Origin of the sequence: Alteromonas marina, assembly GCF_000808575.1 — a bacterium.
Classification (GTDB): domain Bacteria; phylum Pseudomonadota; class Gammaproteobacteria; order Enterobacterales; family Alteromonadaceae; genus Alteromonas; species Alteromonas marina_A.
Genome location: NZ_JWLW01000066.1, coordinates 160,580 through 186,837 on the forward strand (window position 1 = coordinate 160,580; position 26,258 = coordinate 186,837).

The 26,258-nt window shown below is 43.8% G+C and carries 26 protein-coding genes; 11 read left to right on the top strand and 15 right to left on the bottom strand.

The features are described 5' to 3' along the window. Nucleotides 1-7: 7 nt before the first annotated feature. The 6 genes from fliF to RJ41_RS16500 all read right to left on the bottom strand — a co-directional run bounded on the left by fliF (nucleotide 8) and on the right by RJ41_RS16500 (nucleotide 7,347). The gene (gene fliF, locus RJ41_RS16475; RefSeq protein ID WP_039223076.1) at nucleotides 8-1,702 is read right to left on the bottom strand and encodes a flagellar basal-body MS-ring/collar protein FliF; all 1,695 of its coding nucleotides are present in this window, start codon (nucleotides 1,700-1,702) and stop codon (nucleotides 8-10) included. 12 nt (nucleotides 1,703-1,714) lie between these two features. Further along, nucleotides 1,715-2,050 (bottom strand): flagellar hook-basal body complex protein FliE, encoded by a 336-nt coding sequence (gene fliE, locus RJ41_RS16480; protein ID WP_039223078.1) that lies wholly within the window; start codon nucleotides 2,048-2,050, stop codon nucleotides 1,715-1,717. A gap of 241 nt (nucleotides 2,051-2,291) precedes the next feature. Then, nucleotides 2,292-3,629 carry a sigma-54-dependent transcriptional regulator gene (locus RJ41_RS16485; RefSeq protein WP_039223080.1) on the bottom strand — a complete coding sequence of 446 codons (1,338 nt, stop codon included), beginning with the start codon at nucleotides 3,627-3,629 and terminating at the stop codon, nucleotides 2,292-2,294. Nucleotides 3,630-3,645: 16 nt separating this feature from the next. After that, nucleotides 3,646-4,788, bottom strand: a complete 1,143-nt coding sequence (locus tag RJ41_RS16490; RefSeq protein ID WP_039223082.1) for a sensor histidine kinase — start codon at nucleotides 4,786-4,788, stop codon at nucleotides 3,646-3,648. Nucleotides 4,789-4,924: 136 nt separating this feature from the next. Next, the gene (locus RJ41_RS16495) at nucleotides 4,925-6,388 is read right to left on the bottom strand and encodes a sigma-54 dependent transcriptional regulator (protein WP_039223084.1); all 1,464 of its coding nucleotides are present in this window, start codon (nucleotides 6,386-6,388) and stop codon (nucleotides 4,925-4,927) included. Nucleotides 6,389-6,552: 164 nt separating this feature from the next. Next, complete coding sequence (locus RJ41_RS16500; RefSeq protein ID WP_084081937.1) at nucleotides 6,553-7,347, bottom strand: flagellin; 795 nt, start codon at nucleotides 7,345-7,347, stop codon at nucleotides 6,553-6,555. 174 nt (nucleotides 7,348-7,521) lie between these two features. On the opposite strand from RJ41_RS16500, the gene RJ41_RS16505 reads away from it, so the two are divergent. The 11 genes from RJ41_RS16505 to RJ41_RS16555 all read left to right on the top strand — a co-directional run bounded on the left by RJ41_RS16505 (nucleotide 7,522) and on the right by RJ41_RS16555 (nucleotide 17,671). Continuing rightward, nucleotides 7,522-7,977 (top strand): FAD synthase family protein, encoded by a 456-nt coding sequence (locus tag RJ41_RS16505; RefSeq protein ID WP_039223087.1) that lies wholly within the window; start codon nucleotides 7,522-7,524, stop codon nucleotides 7,975-7,977. 130 nt (nucleotides 7,978-8,107) lie between these two features. Continuing rightward, on the top strand, nucleotides 8,108-9,109 hold the full coding sequence (pseB, locus tag RJ41_RS16510) for a UDP-N-acetylglucosamine 4,6-dehydratase (inverting) (protein ID WP_039223090.1): 1,002 nt from the start codon (nucleotides 8,108-8,110) through the stop codon (nucleotides 9,107-9,109). After that, nucleotides 9,106-10,275 (top strand): UDP-4-amino-4,6-dideoxy-N-acetyl-beta-L-altrosamine transaminase, encoded by a 1,170-nt coding sequence (gene pseC, locus RJ41_RS16515; protein ID WP_039223092.1) that lies wholly within the window; start codon nucleotides 9,106-9,108, stop codon nucleotides 10,273-10,275. Before pseB ends, pseC begins: the two co-directional genes overlap by 4 nt. A gap of 61 nt (nucleotides 10,276-10,336) precedes the next feature. After that, nucleotides 10,337-11,038: a pseudaminic acid cytidylyltransferase gene (pseF, locus tag RJ41_RS16520; RefSeq protein ID WP_039223095.1), complete on the top strand. Its 702-nt coding sequence runs from the start codon at nucleotides 10,337-10,339 to the stop codon at nucleotides 11,036-11,038. 1 nt (nucleotide 11,039) lies between these two features. Further along, nucleotides 11,040-12,101: a UDP-2,4-diacetamido-2,4,6-trideoxy-beta-L-altropyranose hydrolase gene (gene pseG / locus RJ41_RS16525; RefSeq protein ID WP_052235495.1), complete on the top strand. Its 1,062-nt coding sequence runs from the start codon at nucleotides 11,040-11,042 to the stop codon at nucleotides 12,099-12,101. Then, nucleotides 12,088-13,137, top strand: coding sequence for a pseudaminic acid synthase (pseI, locus tag RJ41_RS16530; RefSeq protein WP_039223097.1), 1,050 nt, complete (start codon nucleotides 12,088-12,090; stop codon nucleotides 13,135-13,137). Before pseG ends, pseI begins: the two co-directional genes overlap by 14 nt. Before the next feature lie 2 nt (nucleotides 13,138-13,139). Next, the gene (pseH, locus tag RJ41_RS16535) at nucleotides 13,140-13,727 is read left to right on the top strand and encodes a UDP-4-amino-4,6-dideoxy-N-acetyl-beta-L-altrosamine N-acetyltransferase (protein WP_156964789.1); all 588 of its coding nucleotides are present in this window, start codon (nucleotides 13,140-13,142) and stop codon (nucleotides 13,725-13,727) included. A 33-nt stretch (nucleotides 13,728-13,760) separates the two neighbouring features. Continuing rightward, nucleotides 13,761-14,012, top strand: coding sequence for an acyl carrier protein (locus tag RJ41_RS16540; RefSeq protein ID WP_039223100.1), 252 nt, complete (start codon nucleotides 13,761-13,763; stop codon nucleotides 14,010-14,012). Between the two features lie 14 nt (nucleotides 14,013-14,026). Then, the gene (locus RJ41_RS16545; RefSeq protein WP_039223102.1) at nucleotides 14,027-15,370 is read left to right on the top strand and encodes an AMP-binding protein; all 1,344 of its coding nucleotides are present in this window, start codon (nucleotides 14,027-14,029) and stop codon (nucleotides 15,368-15,370) included. 29 nt (nucleotides 15,371-15,399) lie between these two features. After that, nucleotides 15,400-16,146 carry an SDR family NAD(P)-dependent oxidoreductase gene (locus RJ41_RS16550; RefSeq protein ID WP_240485817.1) on the top strand — a complete coding sequence of 249 codons (747 nt, stop codon included), beginning with the start codon at nucleotides 15,400-15,402 and terminating at the stop codon, nucleotides 16,144-16,146. 40 nt (nucleotides 16,147-16,186) lie between these two features. Continuing rightward, the gene (locus RJ41_RS16555; protein WP_167334075.1) at nucleotides 16,187-17,671 is read left to right on the top strand and encodes a CDP-glycerol glycerophosphotransferase family protein; all 1,485 of its coding nucleotides are present in this window, start codon (nucleotides 16,187-16,189) and stop codon (nucleotides 17,669-17,671) included. A gap of 18 nt (nucleotides 17,672-17,689) precedes the next feature. On the opposite strand, the gene RJ41_RS16560 is transcribed toward RJ41_RS16555, so the two are convergent. The 9 genes from RJ41_RS16560 to RJ41_RS16600 are packed head-to-tail and all read right to left on the bottom strand — an operon-like array spanning nucleotide 17,690 to nucleotide 26,248. After that, a complete protein-coding gene (locus RJ41_RS16560) occupies nucleotides 17,690-18,739 on the bottom strand; it encodes a polysialyltransferase family glycosyltransferase (RefSeq protein ID WP_039223106.1) in 1,050 nt (349 codons plus the stop codon). 2 nt (nucleotides 18,740-18,741) lie between these two features. Next, nucleotides 18,742-19,449, bottom strand: coding sequence for an acylneuraminate cytidylyltransferase family protein (locus tag RJ41_RS16565; protein ID WP_039223107.1), 708 nt, complete (start codon nucleotides 19,447-19,449; stop codon nucleotides 18,742-18,744). Then, nucleotides 19,439-20,506, bottom strand: coding sequence for a nucleotidyltransferase family protein (locus RJ41_RS16570; protein ID WP_039223109.1), 1,068 nt, complete (start codon nucleotides 20,504-20,506; stop codon nucleotides 19,439-19,441). The genes RJ41_RS16565 and RJ41_RS16570 overlap by 11 nt, the downstream gene beginning before the upstream one ends. A gap of 20 nt (nucleotides 20,507-20,526) precedes the next feature. Then, nucleotides 20,527-21,156 carry a NeuD/PglB/VioB family sugar acetyltransferase gene (locus tag RJ41_RS16575; protein WP_039223112.1) on the bottom strand — a complete coding sequence of 210 codons (630 nt, stop codon included), beginning with the start codon at nucleotides 21,154-21,156 and terminating at the stop codon, nucleotides 20,527-20,529. Further along, the gene (gene neuB, locus RJ41_RS16580; protein WP_039223114.1) at nucleotides 21,141-22,250 is read right to left on the bottom strand and encodes an N-acetylneuraminate synthase; all 1,110 of its coding nucleotides are present in this window, start codon (nucleotides 22,248-22,250) and stop codon (nucleotides 21,141-21,143) included. The genes RJ41_RS16575 and neuB overlap by 16 nt, the downstream gene beginning before the upstream one ends. A 2-nt stretch (nucleotides 22,251-22,252) precedes the next feature. After that, nucleotides 22,253-23,206, bottom strand: a complete 954-nt coding sequence (locus tag RJ41_RS16585; protein ID WP_039223116.1) for a sulfotransferase — start codon at nucleotides 23,204-23,206, stop codon at nucleotides 22,253-22,255. 9 nt (nucleotides 23,207-23,215) lie between these two features. Continuing rightward, nucleotides 23,216-23,887 (bottom strand): PIG-L deacetylase family protein, encoded by a 672-nt coding sequence (locus RJ41_RS16590; protein WP_039223118.1) that lies wholly within the window; start codon nucleotides 23,885-23,887, stop codon nucleotides 23,216-23,218. Next, nucleotides 23,884-24,912, bottom strand: coding sequence for a DegT/DnrJ/EryC1/StrS family aminotransferase (locus RJ41_RS16595; protein WP_039223120.1), 1,029 nt, complete (start codon nucleotides 24,910-24,912; stop codon nucleotides 23,884-23,886). Before RJ41_RS16595 ends, RJ41_RS16590 begins: the two co-directional genes overlap by 4 nt. Beyond that, complete coding sequence (locus RJ41_RS16600) at nucleotides 24,899-26,248, bottom strand: NAD(P)-binding protein (RefSeq protein WP_039223123.1); 1,350 nt, start codon at nucleotides 26,246-26,248, stop codon at nucleotides 24,899-24,901. The genes RJ41_RS16595 and RJ41_RS16600 overlap by 14 nt, the downstream gene beginning before the upstream one ends. Nucleotides 26,249-26,258: the final 10 nt, after the last annotated feature.

Genomic DNA, 26,258 nt, shown 5'->3' on the forward strand with positions numbered 1-26,258 from the left:
TATCTCACTACTCGTCTTGCATTAACCAGCCCTTCACAACTTGGGCTGATAATTCAGGTTCATTGGCTACTAGAGCGCGTACAGCTTTAAGTACATCTTCATCTTTGTGCAAGTCAGGCAACATAAGTGAGCCATCAGGCGCAAAGCCCACCTGCCCTTCGTCAAAGTCAGACGTTAACATGCTAATAGTGTCATCGCCTAAGTCTAAGCCTTCATCTGCATCAAATTCATCGGCGTCGTTCGACTCATCTGGGTTGATAAGACGACGCAGCATAGGTCGAATTACAAAGATGATAAGTACTATTATAACCAAACCGCCAACAACTAGTTTAAGAATTGGTAGGAACCCAGGCTGTTCCCAGAGAGGCGCATCTTCAATTTCGCCTGCGTCCATCCGAGTAAAGGGCACGCTTACTACTTCTAACGAATCACCGCGGGTAACGTCAAAGCCAATGCCTCCCTGTAAAAGGCGACGAATGTTCAGAATCTCTTCTTGTTTACGCGGTGTTGGTGTCAACGCACCGTCCTCACCCGCTACTTGGGTGTAGTCAACCGCGACAGACACGCTCAATCTGCGGATAACCCCTGTCTGTTTCTTGGTATGACTGATAGTGGTATCAAGTTCATAGTTGCGGGTCGATTCTTTCGCTGTGCGCCCTGGCATGGTTTGCTGACTACCGCCCACGGCATTTTCAGGAATATTAGAATCAAGCGGAGGCTGATTTGATAATGCCCCCGGAATACCGCCAACACCGCCACCTACGCTATTTTCTTCCATGATCATTTCGCTGCGAACTGCAGGTAAATCTGGGTTGTAGCTTCGCTGTGTTTGTTCCATTGCAGTAAAGTCCATAGTAACGTCAGCTTGCGCCGTGTAGTTACCTATACCCAATACTGGAATCAATATAGCGTCAATTTTTTCGAGATACTCTTGCTCGCGCTGGCGTTCGATTTCATATTCTTTTCTGGCACGGGCACTCATTGAATCTTGTGAACCCGAATTAAGCAGGCGGCCATTGCTGTCAGTTACCGTTACTTTAGAGGGCTCCATGTTTTGCACTGCAGACGCCACGATATCGACAACAGCATCAACCTCTTCACCGGCAATAACGGCACCGCGCTTAGCCGTTAGCACAACGGTTGCCGACGCTTTCTTCTCTCTTCGCGCAAATACATTTTCTTTTGGCATCGCCAGCAATACTCGGGCTTTTTGAATACTTGCGATATCTTCGATGGTCGAGGCAATCTGCTGTTCACGTGCATGTTTAAGACGTTCCATCTCAACACGCTGGCTCACACCAAACCCCATGTCCTGCATGATGATATCGGTACCTGCATCCGAGGTTTTAGTTAACCCTTGGCGTGTCATACCTAAGCGGATATTTTGGAATTCGTCACTTCTTACGTAAACAATATTGCCCTCAAGCTTATAGTCGATTTGGTTTGCATCCATATAATCGAGGGTTTCAATAAGCTCTTGAGTTTCCATTTTTGCAAGCGGACGGTAATCAGGTTCTTGCGACCAAATAAGAATAAAGATTGCGATGGCTACGCAGATTACCAGAACAACCACAAGGGCCATTTGGCGCATCATATCTGCGCTACCTAAAGTGTCCATAAAACCAGATTTGTTTTCTGGCTCATTGTCCACTGCTTGATTTTGATCAGGAACCGTAAGGTTTGTACCTGTAGCTTCAGCCATAACCTACTCCACCTACACCGGCATGTTCATTATTGTTTTATAGGCTTCAAGTACTTTGTTTCGTACTTGAACAGTGGCTTCAAAAGCAATGCCCGCCTTTTCTTTCGTCAGCATAACTTGCGCTAGGCTTAAGTTAGGGTCGCCCATTTCAAAACGCTGCTGCGCATCTTTAGATTCAAGCTGCATACTGTTTACACCGTCAACCGCGTTCTTAAGCATGGTCGAGAAATCACTTGCCGAGCTATTAACTTCGCTAAGCGGCTGCTGTTGAGGCTCATTAACTTGAAGACGAGTTTGCCCAATCATGTTCTGCATTTCTTGATACAAACTATTGGCTTTAACGTCCATAACCACTCCTAGTGCATTTTCGAGACCGCCTGAACATCGGCGTATAACTTATGTATAAAGGGGATTTAGCAAAGTGCTTGCCAACTTTAAAAACCAATATATATCAAGAGGATAAATCGAAATCGAGAGGGTTAGCCAAATTTATGGCGTTTAACTTAGAGTGAGCAACAAAAAACCGCCGCCTTCTTAACAACAGAGGCGACGGATAAGGACGAGGAAACCGAAAGTGTAGAAAGCGACCTTATGCGGGCACTTCAATGCCGTCTTCACGCATGCGCGCCAGTTTATAACGAAGGGTTCGAGGGCTTATACCTAGCTTTTCTGCTACATCCTTACGCTTACCATTACACGACACCAAAGTATCAAGAATAATTTGGTGCTCCTGATAACGAAGCTCTGAACCGAGTTTGTTATCTTCAACCTGCTCTTGTACACCTTCAAGCGGGGCTAACATGTCTTCGTCAATCATTAAATCGCCGGCATCTATTTCATTGTTTTCACAAAGAATAAGCGCTCGCTGAACGACGTTCTCTAACTCTCGAACATTTCCTGGCCAGCTGTATTGCGACAATTTATTGCGCGCTGCAGCACTTAATCTGATAGTACCCAGGCCTTGTGAACTGGCGTGACGCTGCACAAGATGCTCGGCAAGCGGAATAATATCTCCTGGACGTTGAGCCAAAGGACGCCATTCGATAGGGAAAACATTTAAACGGTAGTATAAATCTTCTCTGAATTCGCCTGCATCTACTGCTTTTCTTAAATCTCGGTTACTAGTAGCAATAACACGGACGTTGAGTTTGACGGTTTTGCGTCCGCCAAGGCGTTCTACTTCACGCTCTTGCAGCACGCGCAGTAATTTAGCCTGCAACGCCAAATCCATCTCGGTTATTTCATCAAGTAAAAGAGTGCCGTCTTGGGCTTGTTCGAACTTGCCCGGACAGGCCTGGATAGCGCCAGTAAAAGCCCCTTTTTCGTAACCAAACAAAGTCGCTTCCAACATATTTTCTGGAATAGCAGCACAGTTAATGGCGACAAAAGGCGCGTCGCTTCGCGGTGACTGATCATGAATATATCGAGACAGTACCTCTTTACCCGATCCGCTTGGACCCATGACCATAACGGTAGCTTCAGACTTCGCGACTTTGCGTGAAAGCTCAAGTAATTTTAAGCTTGAAGGATCGGCTACTATTGGTGTGCGTGACTCAATCTTTTGCGCTGGCGCATAGCGGCCCACTAGATTCAACAATACTTCGGGAGCGAAAGGCTTTGATAGATAGTCGGTTGCGCCATCGCGCATTGCTTGAACGGCATCATCAATGGTGGCGTAAGCTGTCATCAATAACACTGGCATATTGGGATATTTAGACTTAATACTTTTAAGCAAAGTTAAGCCACTCATTTCTCCCATTTGAATATCACTAACCACCAGATCCACATTCTGTGACGATAGCATCATCAATGCTTGTTCCGCGCAATCGGCAGCAACTACGTTGTAATTACCTAACAAAAGCGTGTCTAGGAGTGCTTCGCGTAAACCCGCATCATCTTCAACAATTAAAATGGTAGTTTTAGACATTATTCTCTCCTATGACTTAAGCAACGTGAGTCAATGTTTGTGAGGATTCAGCATTTGCCGAGCAAGGTAGCGACACGCTAAAGCAGGCACCGCCCTCGGGGACGTCAGTGATGTTAAGTGAACCGCTGTGCGCATTTACCACTGACTTCACTACGGCAAGGCCTAAACCTGTACCGTGAGTTTTGGTTGTAAAAAACGGTTCAAATATTTTATTTTTAAGACTATCTGGAACCCCTGGTCCTTTATCGACCACAGATACATGTAAACGCTGATCACTTACTGTCGCCTGAACGTGCACACACTCGCCTTTGGATGTAACTTGGCTGGCATTGTGAATAAGGTTTAACACCGCACCTTGAAGCGCTGTAAGATTACCTGTAATAGAAACATCTTGCTCAAACCCTGAAAACGTTAACGTCTGCTGTGCTTGGGCTGCCATGCTATGGGCACTCCCCTCTATCGAGTTGAACAGCTCATCCAAGCCGATTTGGCTGACCACCTGTTCTTCTCCTGATTTAGCGAAAAGCAGCATGTCATTAACCTGACTTTCTAATTCTTTAAGTCTGTCGGTCAATTTGTTGGCAAACTGGGTTTGCGCTTCTTCGCCTAAACCTTTGCGCGTTAAGTTCGACGCATAAAGCATGGCTGCAGAAAGTGGGGTACGAATTTGGTGAGCAAGTGATGCCACCATTTTTCCGAGGGAAGACAAGCGCTGCATGTGGCTTACTCGCGCCTGCAGCTGACGAGTTTCAGTTAAGTCAGTAATAACGATTAGCTGACCTGGCTCGTTTTCCAGCGGTGTAATAGAGAGTTTTACACGTCTACCATCAACAAGCGAGACTTCATGGCCGTCATCAGCGCGAGGTTTGAAAGAGCGCGTAATAATACATCGCCATACTTCTTCTTCAAGCGGTTCGCCTAATAGCGCTTTCGCTTGCTCGTTGGCTTGGCGAACGATGCCTTTTCCGTCAATAACAATAACGCCAGCGGGCATTACTTGAAGTAAATGTTCCAATCTACTCGCCTGCAATCGCAGCGATTCAATATCTTCACCGCGCGAGGTTTGATAATCATCACGAGTTAACGCTGAACCGCCACTATTAAGTGCATAAGCAGACGCGAAATACTCTGTAGATTGTGGTGTGCTGTCAAAAGCCATATTATCCTCGTCAAATTGCAGACGCTGTTAAACTATGGCTTAGATAAAGCAGAAGATATGCCAACTTATAATTGACTTAAATATCAGATATTTATGAGTGGAATTACAGAGGAAACGTAACGTCAATTACCTGACATTACGCTTCTTCAGTACGCTGAATATCGTATTTTCTCATTTTCTCAACAAGCGTGGTTCTTCGCATTCCAAGTTTATCGGCGGCACGTGCCACTACCCAATCTTGGTTCTCTAAGGCTTGTTTTATTAAATTTACTTCCAGCTCAGAGAGGTATTCTTTAAGATTAACCCCTTCCTCGGGTAAAGATGAAGACACCATACCGTTCAAACCTTCATGGCTTTGCTCATTAACATCTTCATCTGGCTCCTGCGCTGCCGCTTCAGCAAATAACGCGTTAAACGCTTCGCGTTCTAGCATTTCCTCGGGATAGTCAGGCTCGTAAGCCTGTACGTCGCCGTATTGGTATTTTTCAGGCAAATCAGCGATATCGACAATTTCACCAGGGTAAAGGATCGTTAATCGCTCTACTAAATTAGAAAGCTCACGGACGTTTCCAGCCCATTCATGCTCCATCAATGAAGCAATGGCTTGCTCGGTAAAGCGCACACCTTCCACCCCATCACCTTGGATACGGCTATTTAACTCTTGAAGTAGTAAAGGAATATCGTCTTTTCTTTGTCTAAGTGCAGGGCTATCAATTGGGAACACGTTGAGTCGGTAATACAAGTCCTCACGGAACTTGTCTTCACTGATCATGGTTTCCAAATTGCGGTGCGTAGCAGCAATAATGCGTACGTTGCATTGAAGAGGCTTGTTGCCACCTACGCGTTCGAAGGTACGCTCTTGTAACACGCGCAATAATTTAACCTGCATCTGAAGCGGCATATCGCCGATTTCATCCAGGAACAGTGTACCGCCTTCAGCTAATTCAAAACGACCTTTACGCGCGCTGATTGCGCCAGTAAACGCCCCTTTTTCATGACCAAATAGCTCGCTCTCTAGCAGTTCGCCGGGGATAGCACCGCAATTTACCGGAATGAACGGACCGTCTTTACGTTCAGATAAAAAGTGAACGTTACGGGCAACTACTTCTTTACCCGTTCCAGACTCACCTAGAATCAAGACAGTGGCATCAGTTGGAGCAACCTGTTCAACTAATCGACGAACTATTTGTATTTGTTCGCTTTTACCAATAAGGCTTCTAAATAAACGCGTTTTGGTACCCGAAGCACGAGATAAACCGGGTTTACGTCTTGAGTATTCTTGGCAACGATGTATAGCCTGCGTTAAAACAGGGTAAGTTAATGGCGTAGCAATAACACTAACTAGGTTGCAACTCGCTGTCGCTTGCGTATTGCTTTCGACAAGCGCAACGAACGGGATGTGTGGAAATTTTTCTACCAGATTACTTACAGCAGCAGGCGAGCGGTACTCAATAAGCACGGCGTCTGCACCACTTTCATGGAGGTATCGCTCGCATTCACTGAAACCTCGTGACTGGCACGACTCTCCCATGAAGGTAACGATAGTTTCCAAGTTTTGAATAAGTTCCTGATTATCACTAATCAGCAAAATGTTCTTCATCAATTCCCCGAGAACGCTTTGTTATTATTTACAGTTTAGCGCATTTCTAAATTGTAACGACAAAAGATCGGAGCGCAACCGCTGTTTTGGGAAATATATCAATAAAAAAAGCAGGTTACCCTGCTTTTTTTCGATTAAATTTAGCCTACCCTACACCATGTAGCCTAGCTTAATAACGATAATACTTGGCTTTGCTGCTGATTCGCTTGCGCTTGAACGGTAAGGGCCGCTTGGCCTAATACGTCGTTTGAAGCTTGTTGCGAAGCAGCTTGCGCAAAATCTAAATCTTGAATACGACTGCGTGCTTCCGCAGTATTTACATTAGCTTGAGTTAGTGAGCGCGCAGCACTTTCGAAACGATTTTGTGTAGCGCCCAAATCGCCCCGTGCACTGCCGAGGGTTTCTATAGCCGCATCTGCTGCGCCCAATGCTTCATCAATACTGGTGCCTGACGTAATATCGATAGACAGCACATCGTTTAATTGAGCAGCAACATCTTGTGTGTTGACGCTGATGGACTGGCCCGCACTTGAACCTGATTGGAATTCAAGTGAACCATTTTCAGACAATAATGGCTTTCCAGCAAAATTCGTCTGCTCTATGGTAAACGAGATATTTTCTTGTAGCTGGGTTATTTCAGATTGGATAGCACGGCGATCACCACTACTTAAAACACCATTGCCAGATTGTAAGGTAAGTTCGCGAATACGGTTTACATCGTCGTTGATGCTACCTAAACCACCCTCAGCTACTTGTGCGAGTGAGATTCCATCATAGACGTTGTTAAGCGATTGACGATTTCCCTCAACTTCGGAAGTTAACCTGTCGATAATTTGTTGGGCTGCTGCGCCGTCAGATGCATTGTTAATTTTCTTACCGCTGGCAAGCTTCTCCATCAAGGATTCTTGCTTCTCTTGCACTTGGCTGAGAAGTGAGGACGTTGAACTATTAACTTGCATGATGCTTTCCTAAAATTTGTAACACATAAAGTTTAGCAGAAAACTGAGCAAAATGTAGTCAACCATTTGTATGATAGTCGATACCTTTACGAACAAATCTATACGCTCATGGAATAGTTTGACTTGCCGATAAGTTATGAGTGTACAATTTGTTTATTTTCAGAGATTAATGCTATGACTACTGTGGTGACGTACGGCACCTTTGACCTTTTCCATATAGGGCATGTGAGGCTTTTAAAGCGATTACACAGCTTAGGCGATAGGCTAGTGGTTGGCTTGTCCTCTGATGAATTTAATACAGTGAAAGGTAAAAACGTTGTTATACCTTATGAGGACAGAAAGGAAATTTTGCTCTCTTGCCGTTATGTCGACGATGTATTTCAAGAAAACTGTTGGGAACAGAAACGAGACGACCTTGAGCGAGAAGGCGCAGACATATTCGCGATGGGTGATGACTGGATTGGAAAGTTCGATGACCTGCAAGATATCGTTAAAGTAGTGTACCTTCCACGAACGCAAGATGTCTCTACTACTGAACTTAAAACCGTTATCAGCGAAATTCAAAACGAAAAAATTCGAGAAGTGCGGAGTTTAACTGAGCATTTAAATGCGTTGATGCAACGCCTGTAATCGCATCGACTGGCAACACGCTCTTTTCTGTCAGTTTTTAGCGAAATAATCGTTATGGTCTAATGGTTTATGGCAATACTGCCGACACATGGTATATTTAAATTTAAATCATAAAAATAGCGGGCGAAATATGTTCGACGGCAAGTCAATATTGATAACGGGTGGGACAGGTTCATTTGGTCACAAATATACTGAAACACTTTTATCACGCTACAAACCAAAGCGCTTAATTATCTATTCTCGCGACGAACTTAAACAGTTCGAAATGCAGCAAAAGTTTAATGCGCCGTGTATGCGTTATTTTATTGGTGATGTGAGAGACCAAGACCGGTTAACTCGTGCAATGCAAGGGGTTGACTATGTTATCCACGCTGCTGCAATGAAGCAGGTTCCCGCTGCTGAATACAATCCCACAGAGTGTATTAGAACCAACATAGATGGCGCGGAAAATGTCATTAATGCAGCTATCGATAACGGTGTCAGTAAGGTTATCGCCTTAAGTACTGACAAAGCCGCTAACCCGGTTAATCTTTATGGTGCAACAAAGCTTGCGTCTGATAAATTATTCGTAGCCGCTAACAATATGGTTGGGGCTAGAAAGCCGCGTTTTTCAGTTGTTAGATACGGAAATGTGGTTGGCTCTCGCGGCTCGGTAGTTCCGTTTTTTAATAAACTTATACAAGAAGGCACGGACCATATCCCTGTGACTCACCAGGACATGACAAGGTTTTGGATAACGCTACAGCAAGGCGTAGACTTTGTACTTAAAAATTTCGAACGCATGTTAGGCGGGGAAATTTTTGTTCCTAAAATTCCTTCTATACGAATTACCGACTTAGCTAAAGCAATGGCGCCTAATTTACCGATTAAAATTGTTGGTATCAGACCTGGCGAAAAACTTCATGAAATGATGTGCCCTGGGGATATGGCATTTCACACTTTTGAGTTTGACGACCACTTTGTCATTGCTCCTGCTATTAAATTTTTTCACCGCAGTAATAATTTCACTAGCAATGCACTAGATGAGAAGGGCAAGCCCGTAGATGAAGCGTTCGAGTACGTTTCAGATACTAATCCTCATTTCCTTTCTATTGATGAAATTTCTGAATTCAATGAGGAAGCGAAAAAGTGATCCCCTATGGTCGTCAGAACATCGACGATGCAGACATTGACGCGGTCGTAAAAACACTCACATCAGATTGGCTTACCCAAGGACCTCGCGTGCCGGCATTTGAAAGTGCGTTGGCATCTTATTGTGATGCAAAATTCGGTATCGCGGTGAACAGCGCGACATCGGCACTGCACATTGCATGTTTAGCTTTAGATGTGGGTGCTGGCGACATCGTGTGGACATCACCAAATTCTTTTGTCGCCTCCGCTAATTGCGCCCTTTACTGTGGTGCATCTATAGATTTCGTCGATATAGATATTAATACCGGTAATATGTGCGTTGATGCGTTGACGATTAAATTAGCAGAAGCGGATAAGAAAAATTGCCTCCCCAAGGTTATCATTCCGGTGCACTTCGCAGGCCAACCATGCGATATGGTACAAATTGCTAAACTTGCTGAGCAGTACCAATTCAAAATCATTGAAGATGCTTCACACGCGGTAGGTGCAAAATACTTGGGAAGCACCGTCGGTAGCTGCCAATACTCTGATATATGTGTATTTAGTTTTCACCCTGTGAAAATTATAACCACTATGGAAGGTGGAATGGCAATGACAAATCAACAGGCTCTGGCAGATAAGATGCGCCTTTTGAGAAGTCATGGCGTATCAAATGACCCCAGCGTAATGCGAAGTAAGGCTCACGGCCCTTGGTACTATGAACAGGTTGGATTGGGCTTTAACTACAGAATGAATGATATTGAAGCCGCACTTGGCTCAAGCCAATTAACTAAGTTAGACGACTTTATTGCTAAACGAAACGCTGTAGCAGTTCGTTACAGCGAGAGGTTTGCAGAGAATGAGTGGATCACCCCGTTAGTCGTCGATGATGCAGCTTACAGCAGTTTTCACTTGTACATCGTTCGCATACCAGAGCTAACTCAACAACAGCAAAGTAAGCTTATTGAAACGCTTAGAGATAAAGGTATATTTGCGCATCTACACTACATTCCTATCCACATTCAACCTTACTATGCCGACTTGGGGTTTAAGGCAGGTGATTTACCTAATGCTGAACGCTATTACTGCGAAGCATTAACACTCCCCATCTTTCCCAATTTAACGACTTCACAAATTGATTTTATTGCCGATACCCTAATACTGTTGGTCAATTCTTTAAAAAGGTAAGAGACAATTGTAGGTCAACAGCGCGATGGCGTTGCTCACTTTCAAGACTGTCACGAGTGTTATGAAAATAGCAATAATACCCGCAAGAGGCGGAAGTAAGAGAATCCCGCGAAAAAACATTAGGTTATTTTGCGGTAAACCGATTATTGCCTACTCCATTGAGGCTGCAAAAGGCAGCCAACATATTGATCGCGTTTTTGTATCTACTGATGATCAAGAAATTGCTGAAATAGCCCGAGAATATGGTGCGGAAGTACCGTTTTTAAGGGAAGCGTCTCTTGCAGATGACAAAACAGGCACCACACCGGTCATAAGACAGACTTTAAAACAGTTAATTGACCAAGGTCTTTCAATTGACGTTTGCGCTTGTGTTTATGCCACAGCTCCCTTTCTAACAAGTCAGATAATTGATAAGGCTGTTGAAAAGCTTCAAAAAGAAAATGCTGGCTTTGTGTTCACCGCTAATCAATTTTCGTTTCCTATTCAGCGAGCGCTGCTAGAGGGTCCGCACGGTGAGGTGACAGCCTTCTCAAAAGAAAACATTGGTAAACGTTCGCAAGATTTAGTCGACACATTTCACGATGCAGGCCAACTGTACATTGCACAGAGTGAGACCTGGCTCACTCCCACTGCACGCGTATTTTCAGAACACTCACGAATGATAAAGCTGCCCAGTCATTTAGTTCAAGATATAGACACTGAAGAAGACTGGAAACGCGCAGAGGTAATGTTTAAGGTACTTAAAGAAATGGGAGAATACTAGTGTGCGTTTAGCTATTCGCGTAGACGCATCACCGAATATAGGCGCCGGCCATGCAATGCGTTGTATTACATTAGCAAAAGCGCTTAGGCAAGCTTTCAAGGCCAATAATATTCAGCTGGAAGTCACCGCAGTTAGTACACAAGGCGCAAACATGCTTGAAGCCGCTTTTAAGTCAGCCGACATCAGTATTACGTACGTCCCCCAAATAGAAAGCAACGTAGATCACATCAAGGCAGAAATTTGGGTTGTCGATCACTATAAACTCGACGCTAAATTTGAAAGTGAATTGATTGATGATGGCGCTATGGTTGTCGTGATTGACGACCTTGCTAACAGGAAACACAACTGCCACTTACTTATTGATGTAAACTTGTCAGAACATTCGGAACAGCGTTATACCTCTCTGGTACCGAAGGGTTGTTCGCAGCTAATTGGGCCTAAATATGCGCTGTTAAGGGAAGAGTTTTATCAGGCACGTCAAAAGAACTTCACAAGAAAGCCCAAACATGTACTTGTTTGTTTCGGGGGTAGCGACCCAACGAATACTACCTTTACTGCTTTACAGGCACTGGCAAAAGTTAAAGAATTAAGTTTAACCGCCGATGTGGTGATAGGTGCAGGTAATATTTATAAACAAGCAGTGATCAAACAAGCTCGATTAATTGATGGGGTAACAATTCACATTAACAGCGGCAACATGGCTGAATTAATGTGTAAAGCTAGTTTGATGATTAGCGCAGGTGGCAGTATGCATTGGGAGCGCTGTGCCTGTGACTTGCCAGGCGTCGTTATTACCATTGCAGATAACCAACGCGAGGCAACTGAATATTTAGCCTTACTAGGCGGCTGTGACTATTTAGGTCATGTAAGCTCTGTTTCAAGTGACGATATAGCTACTTCGCTACGAAATCACTTTTCAACCGATGCTAAAGACATTAATGCTCAAACAGATTTAAACAAAATAGTGCCACTAGGTGGCGGAGCGCCTTTAATTAGTAAAGAAATAATATCTTTGATAGACAACAGAGATAATGTACGAGGTTTAAGCATTGAAAAACATTAAAATTGATCGTTTCAATGTAGGAAAAGGGCTTCCTCCTTTTATTATTGCTGAGCTTTCTGGCAACCATAATCACGACCTGAATCTTGCACTTCAGATGGTGGATGCTGCCGCAAATGCTGGTGTTCATGCTTTAAAACTGCAGACATACACGGCAGATACAATGACGATTAATGTATCTAAAGGAGAGTTTTTCATTGATGATGAAAACAGCCTTTGGCACGGCAGCTCTTTATATGAACTTTATCAAAAAGCATATACCCCATGGGAATGGCATCACGCTATCTTTGAACGCGCAAAAGCTCGTGGCATGACTGCTTTCAGTACGCCTTTCGACTCAACCGCAGTCGACTTCTTAGAATCCTTAGACGTCCCATGTTATAAAATTGCATCGTTCGAAAACACTGATCACAGCCTACTGGCTAAAGTAGCCCAAACGGGCAAGCCTGTCATCGTTTCCACCGGCATGGCGAGCCTTGTCGAGATTGCCGAGGCAGTAGAAGTTCTAGAAAACAATGGATGCTCAGAATATATATTACTAAAATGCACAAGCCAGTATCCTGCCGACCCAATCAATGCCAACCTTGCGACCATTGAGCACATGAAGCAGATGTTTAACTGCCAGGTTGGACTCTCCGACCATACGACCGGAATTGGTGTTGCTGTGGCTGCAACGGCATTGGGCGCCACCGTCATAGAAAAGCACTTCGTTATTGACCGAAATGCAGGTGGTGTCGATGCAGCATTTTCTCTTGAGCCTAGTGAGTTTACGGCACTGGTCGATGAAACCAAGCGCGCCGCTATCGCGGTTGGTGGTGTAAACTATGGGTGCACCTCCTCTGAACTGCACTCACGTGTTCATCGCCGCTCCCTTTACGTATGTGAAGATTTAGCTCCGGGAGACGTGTTAACAGAGTCGAATTTACGGGCCATTCGCCCAGGCCTTGGATTAGCAGTGAAGCATTTGTCTACGCTTTTAGGTAAGCCAGTAACAAAAGCTGTACATAAAGGCACTCCAATGTCTTGGGACTTAGTTTAGCCGTGGCTTCGCATTCGCCAATAAGCCGTTTTTCACCACTCACGTCAAATGAGCTTGAACTTGTATTGCAATGGCGCAACCAGCCCCATATACGCCAAAACATGCACAGCCAAGATGAGATTACTTGGGTGCAGCATGAAGCGTGGTTTGACGCGTTAAAAAACGACGAAAGCCGCTGCTTTTTTGTGTTCTATCAAAATGATAGACCTATTGGTGTGTTAAATTTCTCAGAACATCAATCTACACCTTACACGCTTGAATGGGGGTGCTATATTGGTGAAGATGATGTCTGGCCTGGTTCTGGACTTCTATTAGAAATCGCCGCCCTACAATATGCACTTGAATTAAAAGGTGCTGCGGTACTCTACGCGGAAGTGCTTTCGTTCAATAAAAGCGTCATTAAACTTCACACTCTTTTTCAATACACACCCTTAGAGGATGGCCGCGAATTTAAAAGAGATGGAGAGAAACACGTAGTGAAACGCTTTGAATACAAGCGGGAACAATGGCAACGCAACAAACCAAAAGTGTTGAGCCGCTTGCCCAAGCAAATTAGTGCTGCAGCAAACTTTATTCAATTTGATTTATAACTTTTAGACGACAATTTAAGAGAAGAAGCGAACATGTCTGAACTTAAACAGACCATATTAACGAGTATGGAACACGTGGCATTAATAGCAGATTGCACCCTGGTTGAGAATATTTCAGACGATACCGTTTTATTGCAAAGTGGTTTAGATTCTTTGGGCTTTGCTATGCTGGTCGCGCAACTTGAAGAGGAATTAGGCGTAGACCCCTTTAGCGAGATGGAGTTAGCCGTTTATCCAAGAACGTTGGGCGAATTTGTTAATGTTTATAGCAACGCATTGAGCTAGAAAAATACATTCCCGTGACCCCCTTAATCGAGCAACTGAAGTCATTTACTGGCACAGCAATCATCACATCAAGTGGCGAAAAAATATCGTTCTCTTCACTTATATCAAGCGCTGAAAACCTCAGAGAAGAGATAAAAGCCCTCAGCCAGTTAGAGAGCCCTAGTGACGCAAATCTGAACGTTCAGGGCTTGGGTTTATCCGCTATCAAGACTAGTCCACAGCGCTTAGTCGATGATGGCCGCCAAGAGTGGGAGCTTCCTTATTCCTCAGTATCTGACTTCGTCATCATATTATTCGCGCTTGAGGGGTTTACAGAGCAGTTCTCTATTTCATCAGATCGGTTTTATTTTTCGCCTGTCTCAGTAAAGGAAAATAAGGGCTTAGTCGAATCTAGGTGGTTTCTTTACACGTCAGGCACCACAGGCATACCCAAAAAGATAGCACATAATACTGAAAGCCTATGCGCCGCAATTAGGCCTAGCGAAACAGCAACATATCATTGTTGGGGACTTACCTATAAGCCTAATAAGTTTGCTGGCCTACAGGTTCTCCTTCAAAGTCTACTAAACGGCGACTGTTTAGTAGACTGCACGACAGGCTCACTAGATGAAAAAGTAGCCTTAATGATTACCAGCAAGGTAGGAGCGATATCAGCCACGCCATCTTGGTGGCGACAACTTATCATGGCGCAAAATTCAGATACGCTTCCTCTTTCTCGCATTACGCTTGGTGGAGAAATAGCAGATCAGCAGTTGCTTGATGTCCTTTCATCTCAGTTTACCTCAGCCAAAATTTTTCATATATACGCGTCAACAGAAGCCGGCGTAGGTTTTGCGGTAAGTGACAAAAAAGCAGGGTTTCCTCTCGCGTGGATAAAGGATGGGGTGAACAAGACTCAGCTTAAAATAAAAGACAACCTGTTATGGATAAAGCCCAATTCTGACAACGTTCAGCTTAATTCCCCTATGAAAACCATAGAAGCAGACGATTTGGGTTATATAAATACGCAAGATGTGGTGTCTATTGAAGGCGAAAGAGTTTACTTCAAAGGTCGCATAAATGGCGCTATTAACGTAGGTGGTCACAAAGTTTTTCCTGAGACGGTGGAAAACGTGCTATTGACCTCTCCTCTCGTTGCACAAGCTAGGGTGTACGGGAAAGAAAATAAGATTTTAGGTAGTATTGTCGTTGCCGATATAGTGTTGAAAGCGAAACCTGAAAGCCTTAAGCACAAAGACATACAGCTCGCTTTATTGCTCCATTGTAAAGCGCACTTGGGCAGAAAAGATATGCCCACGAAAATCAATGTCGTCGATGAACTAGCGCTATCCGATACTGGTAAGCTAGCGAGACAATGAACTAATCAGTACTGCAAGGAATAACTCCGTTGAACTCGTCGTTGAAAAGCCAAAAGAAATCTGTTGTTGTTACTGGAGCGAGTCGTGGGCTCGGGCTTGCCATATGCACGCAGTTACTTCAAGAAAACTACTTTGTCGTGGCTATTTCACGCAGCCTGAGTGAAGATTTATCGCGTCTGTGTGAGGAGCATAAACAGTCAATTGCTCACATCTCCTATGACCTGGCAGATCTTAATGGCATCCACGCACTGTGTAAATCAATCACAGAAGCCCACGGGCGCCCATACGGTTTGGTGAATAACGCAGCAATCGGGTTGGACGGTGTGTTAGCCACCATGCACAACAGTGAGATCAGCACATTACTCGATATCAATGTACAAGCTCCTATTCTGTTAAGTAAATACCTGTCACGCAGCATGATGCTGAATCGTACTGGTCGCATTATTAACATATCTTCGATTATAGCCAGTACAGGATTTAACGGCTTAAGCGTGTATGCAGCGAGCAAAGCCGCATTAGAAGGGTTTACCCGCTCGCTTTCTCGTGAAGTGGGTAAAGCGGGCATAACGGTAAACTGTGTTGCACCTGGCTATATGCAAACTGAAATGACGTCCTCACTTCAAGGTGACAAATTGGAAAGCGTGAAACGTCGCAGCCCTTTAGGCAGGTTAGCTTCGCCTGCCGACGCGGCCTCTGCCGTGCTGTATTTAATGAGCGAACAAGCAAAATCTATGACCGGCACAATTATGACGGTTGATGCTGGCTCAACCGCATAATGCTTCCATTGATTTGAGCACGAAGCCTGACGGGAATAACATGCACACAGGTATTAACAAAAACACCCCGCTTTATATTGCACCTGCAAACCCCGCTGGCAGAAAGCTGGCGAAACGCCTTAGAAGCGCAGGCTATTGTGTAAATGGCTTTGTAGATAACCTCAAACAGGGTGATGATATCGTCAATGATGTTGCTCATTTCCCAGCCACCGCAAAAGTTGTGTTGCACAAAGCAACCTATACGGACAATGTTGCCGCAGGTTTGTTACAACGCCAGTTTAAGCAGAAGCGATTGTGGTTATGCCACGATGATGACGGCTCCCCCTTATCGACAGCATCATCTACCCAACCTGAACACACCGCTGCCTGTAATATTTCCTTTGCCCGCTATGCTTTGCCACTGAGCTATCGCTTAAATAAATTATTGTTCGCTATCTGCTCGCGGCTATTTTGGATGGCACGTTTGACTACCCCAAAGCGCCGCTACCTTTATTACGCAGAGGGCTTTTTCGATACGAATGTTCTACTGGCTTATCGCGAACACAAGCGACAGTTCGCTAATGAACCATTTTTATTAGGTATTAACCTAAAACAAAAAATTTCAGAGCTAGATGAAGACAAGGAAAAGTTTGAAAAGTTGTCTTTGAAAGTATTGTGGCGCATATGTTGCGCTAGGCGAATTATTGTCGATCATGAATACACTGGCGATACTTTTAGATTATTGCGGAAACGCATTCCAGTTGTTCAGTTGTGGCATGGTTTGCCCTACAAAGCGCTAAGCGGCAATAGGCATTATCCAGATATATGCGATGAAGTGTTTGTCTCAAGCTCTGACTGGTTTAATAAAGAGATTTTTCCAAAAATCTTCCGAGCCAAAGCATACCTTTCCTTGGGCTATCCAAGAAATGACGCGTTTTCACAATCTCCTATGCTGCGTGATTGGATTAACGCTGAACCATACAACACGTTGCAGCAAATACAGAAAAACGCGGGTGATATCATTGTATACGCGCCTACCTATCGGGATTGGGGAAATAATGAATACCCACTAGACTTGGCTGCTATCGATACTTGGTGTCGCAAGCACAACCGAGCTTTCGTACTTAAATTTCACCCTTTTATCTCACGCTTGTTTGGTGAGGCAATGGGGCTTACGGAAAATAACGCGCTACAACAACTTCCTAGCTACCCGAACATTTATCTATATCCAAGTGGAAAAAACATATATCCCTGGCTTGCGCAATCCTATGCCTTGGTCACCGACTATTCATCAATTGCCTATGACTTTTTACTTTCAGACAAGCCTATCGTCTACTTTCAATACGATAAAGAGGAGTACTTAAAGTTGCGCGGGGAAACACTTGTAAGTGATAGTGACTTTATAGCAGGCGAAGTAGTGGAAAGTACCGAAGAAATGCTTACAGCACTTGGCAATACAAAACCGCACTCCTCAGCCCTTAAAATGAAGTTCGGCATGAAGAACCAACTTGCCTCTGAACAAATCTGTCGCTTAGTACGAGATTAAGTCTGCTTTTAATCTGCCTTAATTCAACGCTAGATCTATGGTGGTAATAGTGGGCTCTTTCTCAAGGTATTTGTAAACCACAGATAAACCTTCATAGTTATTACATGCAGTAAAATTCCATACATGTGAGTGTTTCGCTTTATTCCACACAGACATCGGAGGGCGTGCGCAATAAACATTCGCATTCGGAAACATTTTTGCACACGTAAAAAGCGCTGTGGTGTGATAACTCACAATCGTACCAGGAATACATTTCATACTCGCCAACTGATTTTCAATAGGTTTGTCGAAGCGAGAAACCTTTATTCCCTTCTCCAAAATCGCCGCCTGTAATTCATCACTTTCAATACGATGAGGAACGTACACAATTGATTTATCATCAAATAATTTTGCGGTCGCAGCAATTAGTTGGACATAATCTTCTAAGTCGATATACCCGACCGTTTGCGCGCCAACCCCCAAAATATAAACACTAGATTCATCAACGTCCTTATCCACTTCAGTTAAATGATCCAGGGGGTTATGCTGTACCGACAACCATGGCAAAGGCGCTAAATCAAAAATAGTGAACAGGGAGAGTGATGTGGGCTGATGAGTTGAGATGCCATATTCCTGACGACATTGTGCTGCCCTCGTTCGTCTTTCTTCATTTTCATCTACAGGGAAATCAAAGAACTTACGGTTTTTAAACAAATACTCGTAAAAAATAACCGTCGCATTACCGTCATCCATTAAAATGGTATTTGAGCATTCAAGGCTACACACAATATCACGTTGCCATTGCTGCCTTATTGCACTGAAAAACACATGACTATAGTCAGCTTGTTTTAGCGTGGTGAGGTACTTTGCGTAAACTTCAATTCGCTTTTCAATGTCCCCAGTTTCTCGAGGTATCTCAATAATATTTTCGGGAGAAAGCGTTACCATTCTGTTCTTTAACTGCTCGAAGGTGTCAGCTCGATTACAATCGTTGATCATGACATCGTAGCGCGCAATGCCATAACTGCTTAGTGCATCAGAAACGTTATAGACTTGGCTTGGGGTGTCAATTAGAAATAATGCTCTCACACTTACACTCCTCGCTGGTTCATTAGTACCTCTGCTAGCGCTAAATCAATAGCACTGTCTATATCAATTGAATCTTCGCTTGGCATTTTATAAGCAAAACTATGGGGTAAATTGAAGAATGTGTTGTTTTCACGCAATGTCTGACAATTTGCGATATAAATAGCACCGTTTAGCCGGTAGTAAGTAGGAAGATCTTGGCTGCGCTTCCCCATTACCTGCTTTGGCATAAAGTTGGACATAGCTCCATCTTCGGGGAGTGGATTTGTCCAAAGCGGAGAATGTTCACATTCGCAAACTGAGATAACGGCTTGCGCATCTTTACTTTCAAAAAGTGTTATGGATTCCGTGATATCTTTGCTTGCTCTTAAAGGTGATGTCGGCTGCAATAGTATAAGCGCATCATAGGCATTACCAGCCTGCTCAAGCTGGTTAAGCGCGTCAAACACCACATCCATTGAGCTTGCTTCATCGGTACACAGAGCAGGATTTCTTACAATTTTAGAAACCGTAGGGTAACGGTCCGCTATATCTAGCACCCTTTCATCGTCTGAGGTAACAACTACATCGATAGAGAAATGCTGTTGAGCAGCGACAGCAGCGGCAATTGACCACTCAACCAAGGGCTTACCAGACAACGAAAGCACATTCTTATTTGGTAATCTTTTGCTCCCTGCCCTAGCAGGTATTATGGCTAAGTATTTATAACTCACTAAAGCTTTCCAACACGAACTGTTGCGCTTTCTTAAAGTCGTCAAGTCTACCAATATCTAACCATTCTTCACTAACTTCATAATAACCGACAGGTGCTTGTTGTTTTAACAAACTATCCACAACGTCAGGCATATCAACATATTTATTCTTTTCTAACCCTGCTATGACGCTAGGCTCCATAACGTAAATGCCCGCATTAACGTGGTAGCGGTTTACAGGTTTTTCTACAATGCTTTTTACTTCGCCCTTTTGAGTATTAACTACACCAAAGGGGACCTGCTGTTCGTATTCTCTTAAACACATTGTAAGTTTAGACTGACTCAATTCGTGATGTGACAAAAGCGACAAGAAGTCTAAATTTGTCAAAAGATCGCCATTCATCAAGATTAAAGGCGCAGTGATTTCTCCTTTGGGCAGCAAAGATAATGCGCCACCAGTACCCAAAGGCTCCCTCTCGTCGAGATAGTTAATTTCCACGTCTCTATCACTACCATTTCCAAAATACCCTTTAATAGTATTAGCCATATAGTGCGTAGAAATGTAAAAGCGCCAAAAACCCGCTTCGATAAACCGCTCAAGAATAATTTCTAAAATAGGCTTATCTCCAACGGTTAGCATAGGTTTAGGACAACTATCAGTTAGCGGTTTGAGCCTTGTACCGAACCCTCCGGCCATCAAGCATACTGGATTGTCTATTCTTGGCTTTTTGAGAAGTTCATAGAGAAAGGTTACACCAATTACCTTGTTTTTTTCATCGACAATTGGAAGCTGTAATAAATCTGTTCTCTCCATGAATGATAGCAAGCGAAGGCGACTCCAAGCGTGTGTAGCACTCTTGGGGTTTGTGTTCATGATCTCAGATACGGGTGTCGTCAATTCTGTTTGACGGATAAGCGCTCGCCGAATATCACCGTCAGTAACTGTACCTATTAGCTTATCGTCTTTATCAACAACGATAAGAATACGCTTTGCCCCTTCATCTAGCCTTTTTACAGCGTCAACAAGAGGTAGACCTGGTTCGACTAACAGCTTTCGCCAATTATTTTGCTTTCTCATAGAGCCTCCAATGCACGAATTTAGCTCCGTGCAGGAACACCTTTAACAGTTGTATTACTTTTGACGTCAGATACCACAACTGAACCCGCGCCAACGACTGAACCATTGCCCAATGAAACGCCTTGAGTTATTACTGCGCCGGCACCAATGAAAGCACCGTTCCCTACGCTAACGTTTCCGCACAGCACACTTCCTGGTGCTATATGACTATGCGCATGAATATGACAATGATGATCAACACTCGCCTTAGTGTTAATAATAACATTATCGGCACATTGTGAATTTGCTTGAATGATTGCTCCAGCCATGACCTGCACACCATTCCCAAAACAAATATTATCGGCCACTATTGCCTGAGGATGTACAAGCGCAGGGAAAATAAATCCTTTGAGAACAAAGCGTTCAAATACTTTTTGGCGAAGATTCTGATAAGGCAGTGAACCAATACCTAGAGCAAGCTCCACGTCATTTGGCGAATACCGAGCCAAGAAGTGCTCCTCACTCAAAACGGGTGCATTATGAATATCGCTAACTTCTGACGTATCTTGTCTATCTACAATAGCTATGCATTGACGATTGGTTTTTCTCAGTAAGTCTGCGATAACCGCTGCGTGCCCTCCGGCACCAATTATTGCTATTGGCTTATGCATATAGGCGACATTATTTCTACATCACAAGACGACTTCTGCCCAAGAACTTCCCAATAAAGGCTTGCGCACATACCACTAGGGCTTCTGGCGGTTATAACATTATCTTCCGTGAGGCGCTCGCCCGCCTTTATCTGCTTTTTAGCGACTAACTTTTGGCGCGCTATTTTTTGGGTGTCAAACTCGTTAGGCTGTGGAAATTTAATGGCATGACCAAGTGAACGTTCACACTCCCGAATCATGGAGACCATTAACTTTAGTTCTTCCGGCTCTAGCGAAGAACGATGGTCTGGCCCGTCCATTTCTCGTGACAATGTGAAATGTTTTTCAATGCAGCTAGCACCAAGGCTCACCGCTGCACATGGCACAGATAATGATAACGTATGATCGCTGTAACCCACGTTAACACCAAAAGTAGAAGACAACTGCTGCATGGCACGCAAATTAACCTGTTCGATGGGCGTAGGATATTCACTTGTACAATGAAGTAACGTTACAAGGTTGCTGAGCGACTTGTCGTTACCATTTGCATGCAGTCCTGATAAACATTCGGCGCGATAGCGCATTATGCATTCCATAGTTGAAGGAGGACTATCGTGATGTAGCGCAAAATTAACAAAGTTCAGTGCAAACTCAATGTCACCGAGCGTAGCCATTCCCGTTGAGATAATTAGCGGTTTCCCTGCTTTCACACTATGCCAAAGCAACAGCGCGTTTCTTATTTCACCCGAAGGGATCTTAATAAAAGGCTGATCAAATTGCTCAAGAAACCTTAAACTATCCACATCAAAAGCCGTAGACATAAACGCTATCGCTTTTTCTTTGCAGTACTCAGCAAGCTCTAAATGCTGCACGTCAGACAACTCTAAACGCTTTAGCATATTATACTGACCGTCATCTGCCCCTGTGTTCGTCGCTTGATATTGGGCTTTTGGGGTATCTTGCGTAACTAAAGCATCAGCTTTGAAGGTTTGGAATTTTACCGCATCAGCGCCAGCGTCTTTTGCCGTATCGATAAGTGATTTTGCAATATCAATATCACCATTGTGATTTACGCCAGCCTCGGCGATTATGAAGGCTTTAGAAAAGTTATTCATATTTACGCCTCTAGTAAATAGCCATATTCTGCAAGGGCTACCCCTTGCTCTTTGGCCAACGTGCTGTTTGACTTTCTATAGTAACTTTCTAGCTCAGCGTGAACAGCTGGAGATAGTTCCAGCTCTGTTGCTGTAAAGACCTTTCGGATCAGTTTAGGGTCTACATATTGCTGCAGCCACTTCCTTAAATAGAAGCGAGATTTAGGTTGCTTGGTAAATGCTACGCTCCCTAACGAGTTAAATCTACTTGGAACTACGTGATTGAGCACCCTCAACACACTTAATGATTGTCGAGATAAACTTGCGTTTACTTGCTCATAAAACCGAATGTCTCGAATCTTATGGGCTGGTACTCCTAGCCAAGCAAACAACCGTGATATTTCTTTCTCTGGCTGAGCTTTTAGCACTTCATAAGCTTGAAAATAGATATTGTGCTCGCCGAACAATTCGCTATACAAACGGTAAACAAGTGCATAATTCAAATAAACCGGTGAAAAACCTATTCTGTAGGGGTATTTTAACTGTGTAAACTCATCGAGTGTCCACGTTCCCCCTTCTTGCACGTACTGCGCATATATTGCTTTTAGCAACGCAAGTTGTTCACGTACATAAATAATAATCCGCGCATTTGGGAAACATTGTTTCAAGCGGTTAGCTATCCGCGTTAAACCATCAGCATGATAAGCGGAATCGCCAAGCAAATGCTCCCATGACATTATCGCTTTGTTGCATCCACGCGAACGGCAAAACTCAGCAACGCCTTCCCTTACCAATGCCGGAGAAAATGCCAAGTCGTGCGCTGCAACGAGGTGAACTCCCCACTCAGACATTTTCAATCCGTTTCCAAGATGGCAAAAGCCTTCAGCTTTAGTGTAAACGTGAGATTGCATCCACGACGTAGCCGTCTTAGGGTAGCCCACATGGATAACAACTTCGATGTCAAAGGAGTCGCTCACTTCACTTTCCTACGCGATTTCTTTTAAAACAACAAATGCTTCAGCTCGCTCTACATGCGCTTGAGTACCACGAATGATCTCAAGTGCTTCTACCGCATCAAAGCTACGAGGAAAAGGGTGTGCATCAAACTCACTTTGATACAAAGACAACACCGCCTTTTTTTGCTCGCTAAAATGACTAATATCCACGAAGAGGTTTGGTTGAAACTGTGTATTTATAGGCGATAGACCAAAATCAGTTTCCGATAAAGTTTCATAACACGCCACTTTTTTAATATACGGCGCTCTAAAGGATTTACTGACAGAGACGACAGCGTCAAAAACATACCTATGGTCAGAATGTACGTCAAACGCATAAGGAATATACACCGTGTGCGGTTTTACAAAATCCATGTACTCTTTAAGCTTTTCGATAAGTGCACCTGTCGTTGTCGAGTCTAATCCAGCGGGAGTAAACCCCAAATTTCGTTCGCTAGAAAAATCGAAGTGGTTGCTTACTTTCTCTACCAGTTCCGCTCTTTGTGCTTTTTGTTCAGAGGTATAATTACTGCTTTGCTGCATATCTGTCACTACGCACCAATGTATGTCATCGCCCTCGGACCTATGTTTAAAAAGTGTTCCTCCGCATCCTAACGACTCATCATCTGGATGCGGAGCAATAACCATAACCGACTTATTCATAATGCAGTGTCCTGTAAATACTTATCTAGAACGGACATCACTTCCGTTTGATCTTCCTCTTCTAGTGAGGGATATATAGGCAAAGATAGGTAACGTCGGTAGGCCGTTGACGCATGGGGAAACTTATTCAAGTCATTCAGCCAAGGACTTATTGGTCGCAATATCTGAACCCTGCTGGCTACAGAGTCAATAAGTTTATCGGCTTGTTCTACTGATATCACAAAGCGATACCAAACGCGGTGGTTTACGTTGCCTACAACGTGTCGAGACAGAAATTTGTTTCCCAAATAGATATTTGCTCGAGCTTGCCTTTGAGCAATTATAGACGTTGCCTCAACGAGTTTTGCAACGCCCAGCGCTCCACTAAACTCGTTTGCTTTCATATTTATACACTCACCAGAGGGAATTTGCGAATACCCTTCACGTAGGCGTTTAGCACTACCTAATAACGCCTCATCGTCAAACAGCACTACCCCCAACTCGGCCGCGCCCAACAATTTGGTTGCATAAAGAGACTGTATGACAAAGTCACCGTAAGTTTGAGGAAGACTATCCGCAGTAATCGCGAAGCCATGAGAACAATCTTCAACAACTGTTAGGCCTGCATGTTTAAGTGTAGTAATGTCAGCGGGGATACCAAACGTGTTCACTACTATTACAACATTTGCACGGTGTTGTTCGGCAAGCTGGATGGCTTGGTAAACATCGATATTTGCTTCGCCTTCTGCAATATCGCAAGGAATGACATTCGCACCTAATGACAACACCGAATTACACACGGCGCTACATGAATAGGCGGGTACAATAACGTTACTTCCCGCCTTAACACCTGCAAGAATAAGCGCAAGTCGAATTGCCATCGAACCTGAGGAAACCGCTGTTGCGCATTTGCGTTGATAGAAATTCGCAGCTTTGGCTTCAAAGTCTGCTACATATTTACCTTGCGTGAAAAAGCCACTTTGCACTACATCGTGTAGCAATTGCTTGTCAGCATTAGCAAAGACAATTTGGTTATGCGGTATCAAAGTTTGTTAATTCCTGTTTGCATAATGCCTTCACGCATGAAAACGTTTTTATCATAACGTCATTAGAAAAGAATACACCAGGTTCACTCGACCCTGTTAGCGTGAGATTATTTATAGATTTTCCAAGTTTTTCAACTATTTCCCTTCCTTGTTTATAAGCTCCGAGCTTACGAAGGGGAAAGCCATTTAATACGCCCGTCTGTTCGCTATACAGTGCTGTCGCCTCTTGGGAAACAACCCCCATTTGCTTCAGCTCACTAACTATCTCTTCATTATCAATAGGCTTCTCGAGGTTTCCATGACCAATTACTTCAACTGTGCAACGATATCCGTTTTCCGAGTAATCGTTAGAAGCAAAATTCTCGTAAAGCGTTATTCGATATGGCGTAAATTTGGGGTCGAAGCAATTTATATAATGACAGTCAGTCTCATAAGGTCTATCAAATACAAAATGGAAAAGTTGAATGCGAGTTCGTGCATATAGCTCTGACAATTTAGCCATGTCTTCAGGGTTAGCTATAACTCCTAATGTTTCAATAGGAGCTGTCCAAACGACGTGATCGCAATCAAACTTTTCGCCACCTTCAAACACCAAGCTTTCAATTTCATCACCGCTTTTAATGACATCGATAATTTTACTATTAAGCTTAATATCAACACCTAATTGGCGAGTTTTAGTAACAAGCTCTTCAATCCATTTAGCAACACCGAAACCATTTTTGGGGTAAAATGCCAAAGGAATTGTCTTACCGGTTAAATCAATTCGCGTTAACGACAAAGGGGTATCTGCACTGTGCTCAGTACTTCGTCCAGCGTGCTCAGAAAGCCTATCAAGCGCGAAATAGCGCTGAACCTCAGCCTCTAATAAATCAGGCGCACAAGGAAGAAATTTTTTTATGCTAGGCAGAAAGACATTATCAGTTAAGACGTTGCCGAAACGGCGTCGATAATTTGAAATGATGTCACCACAGTTATTCGATACAACGCCATCGCGTAAAGCATCAACCCCCACAGAGCTGGCTACATTGTGATGTGTAGCGTCTAACTTTCCATTAAAGTAGTGCCCGCCCTTAATTCGACTTATCTCATTCCAATCGTCGTTGCTGCATACACTGCTAAATAGGAAACCATCGAGTTCATCGATTTTGGTTTGTGCTGGAATGTGGGTGCCAATATCGAAATGCTGTTGTTTAAATTTCGTCGACATGCCCAACAATCCACCTAGGCGGCTTCCTCCTTCAATCATGACAACGTTACAGTCAGGCAAATCTTTTTTGAGTGTATAACTGGCAACAATACCCCCAATTCCACCACCTACTACTGCAATAGTTGTCATAGATAACCTC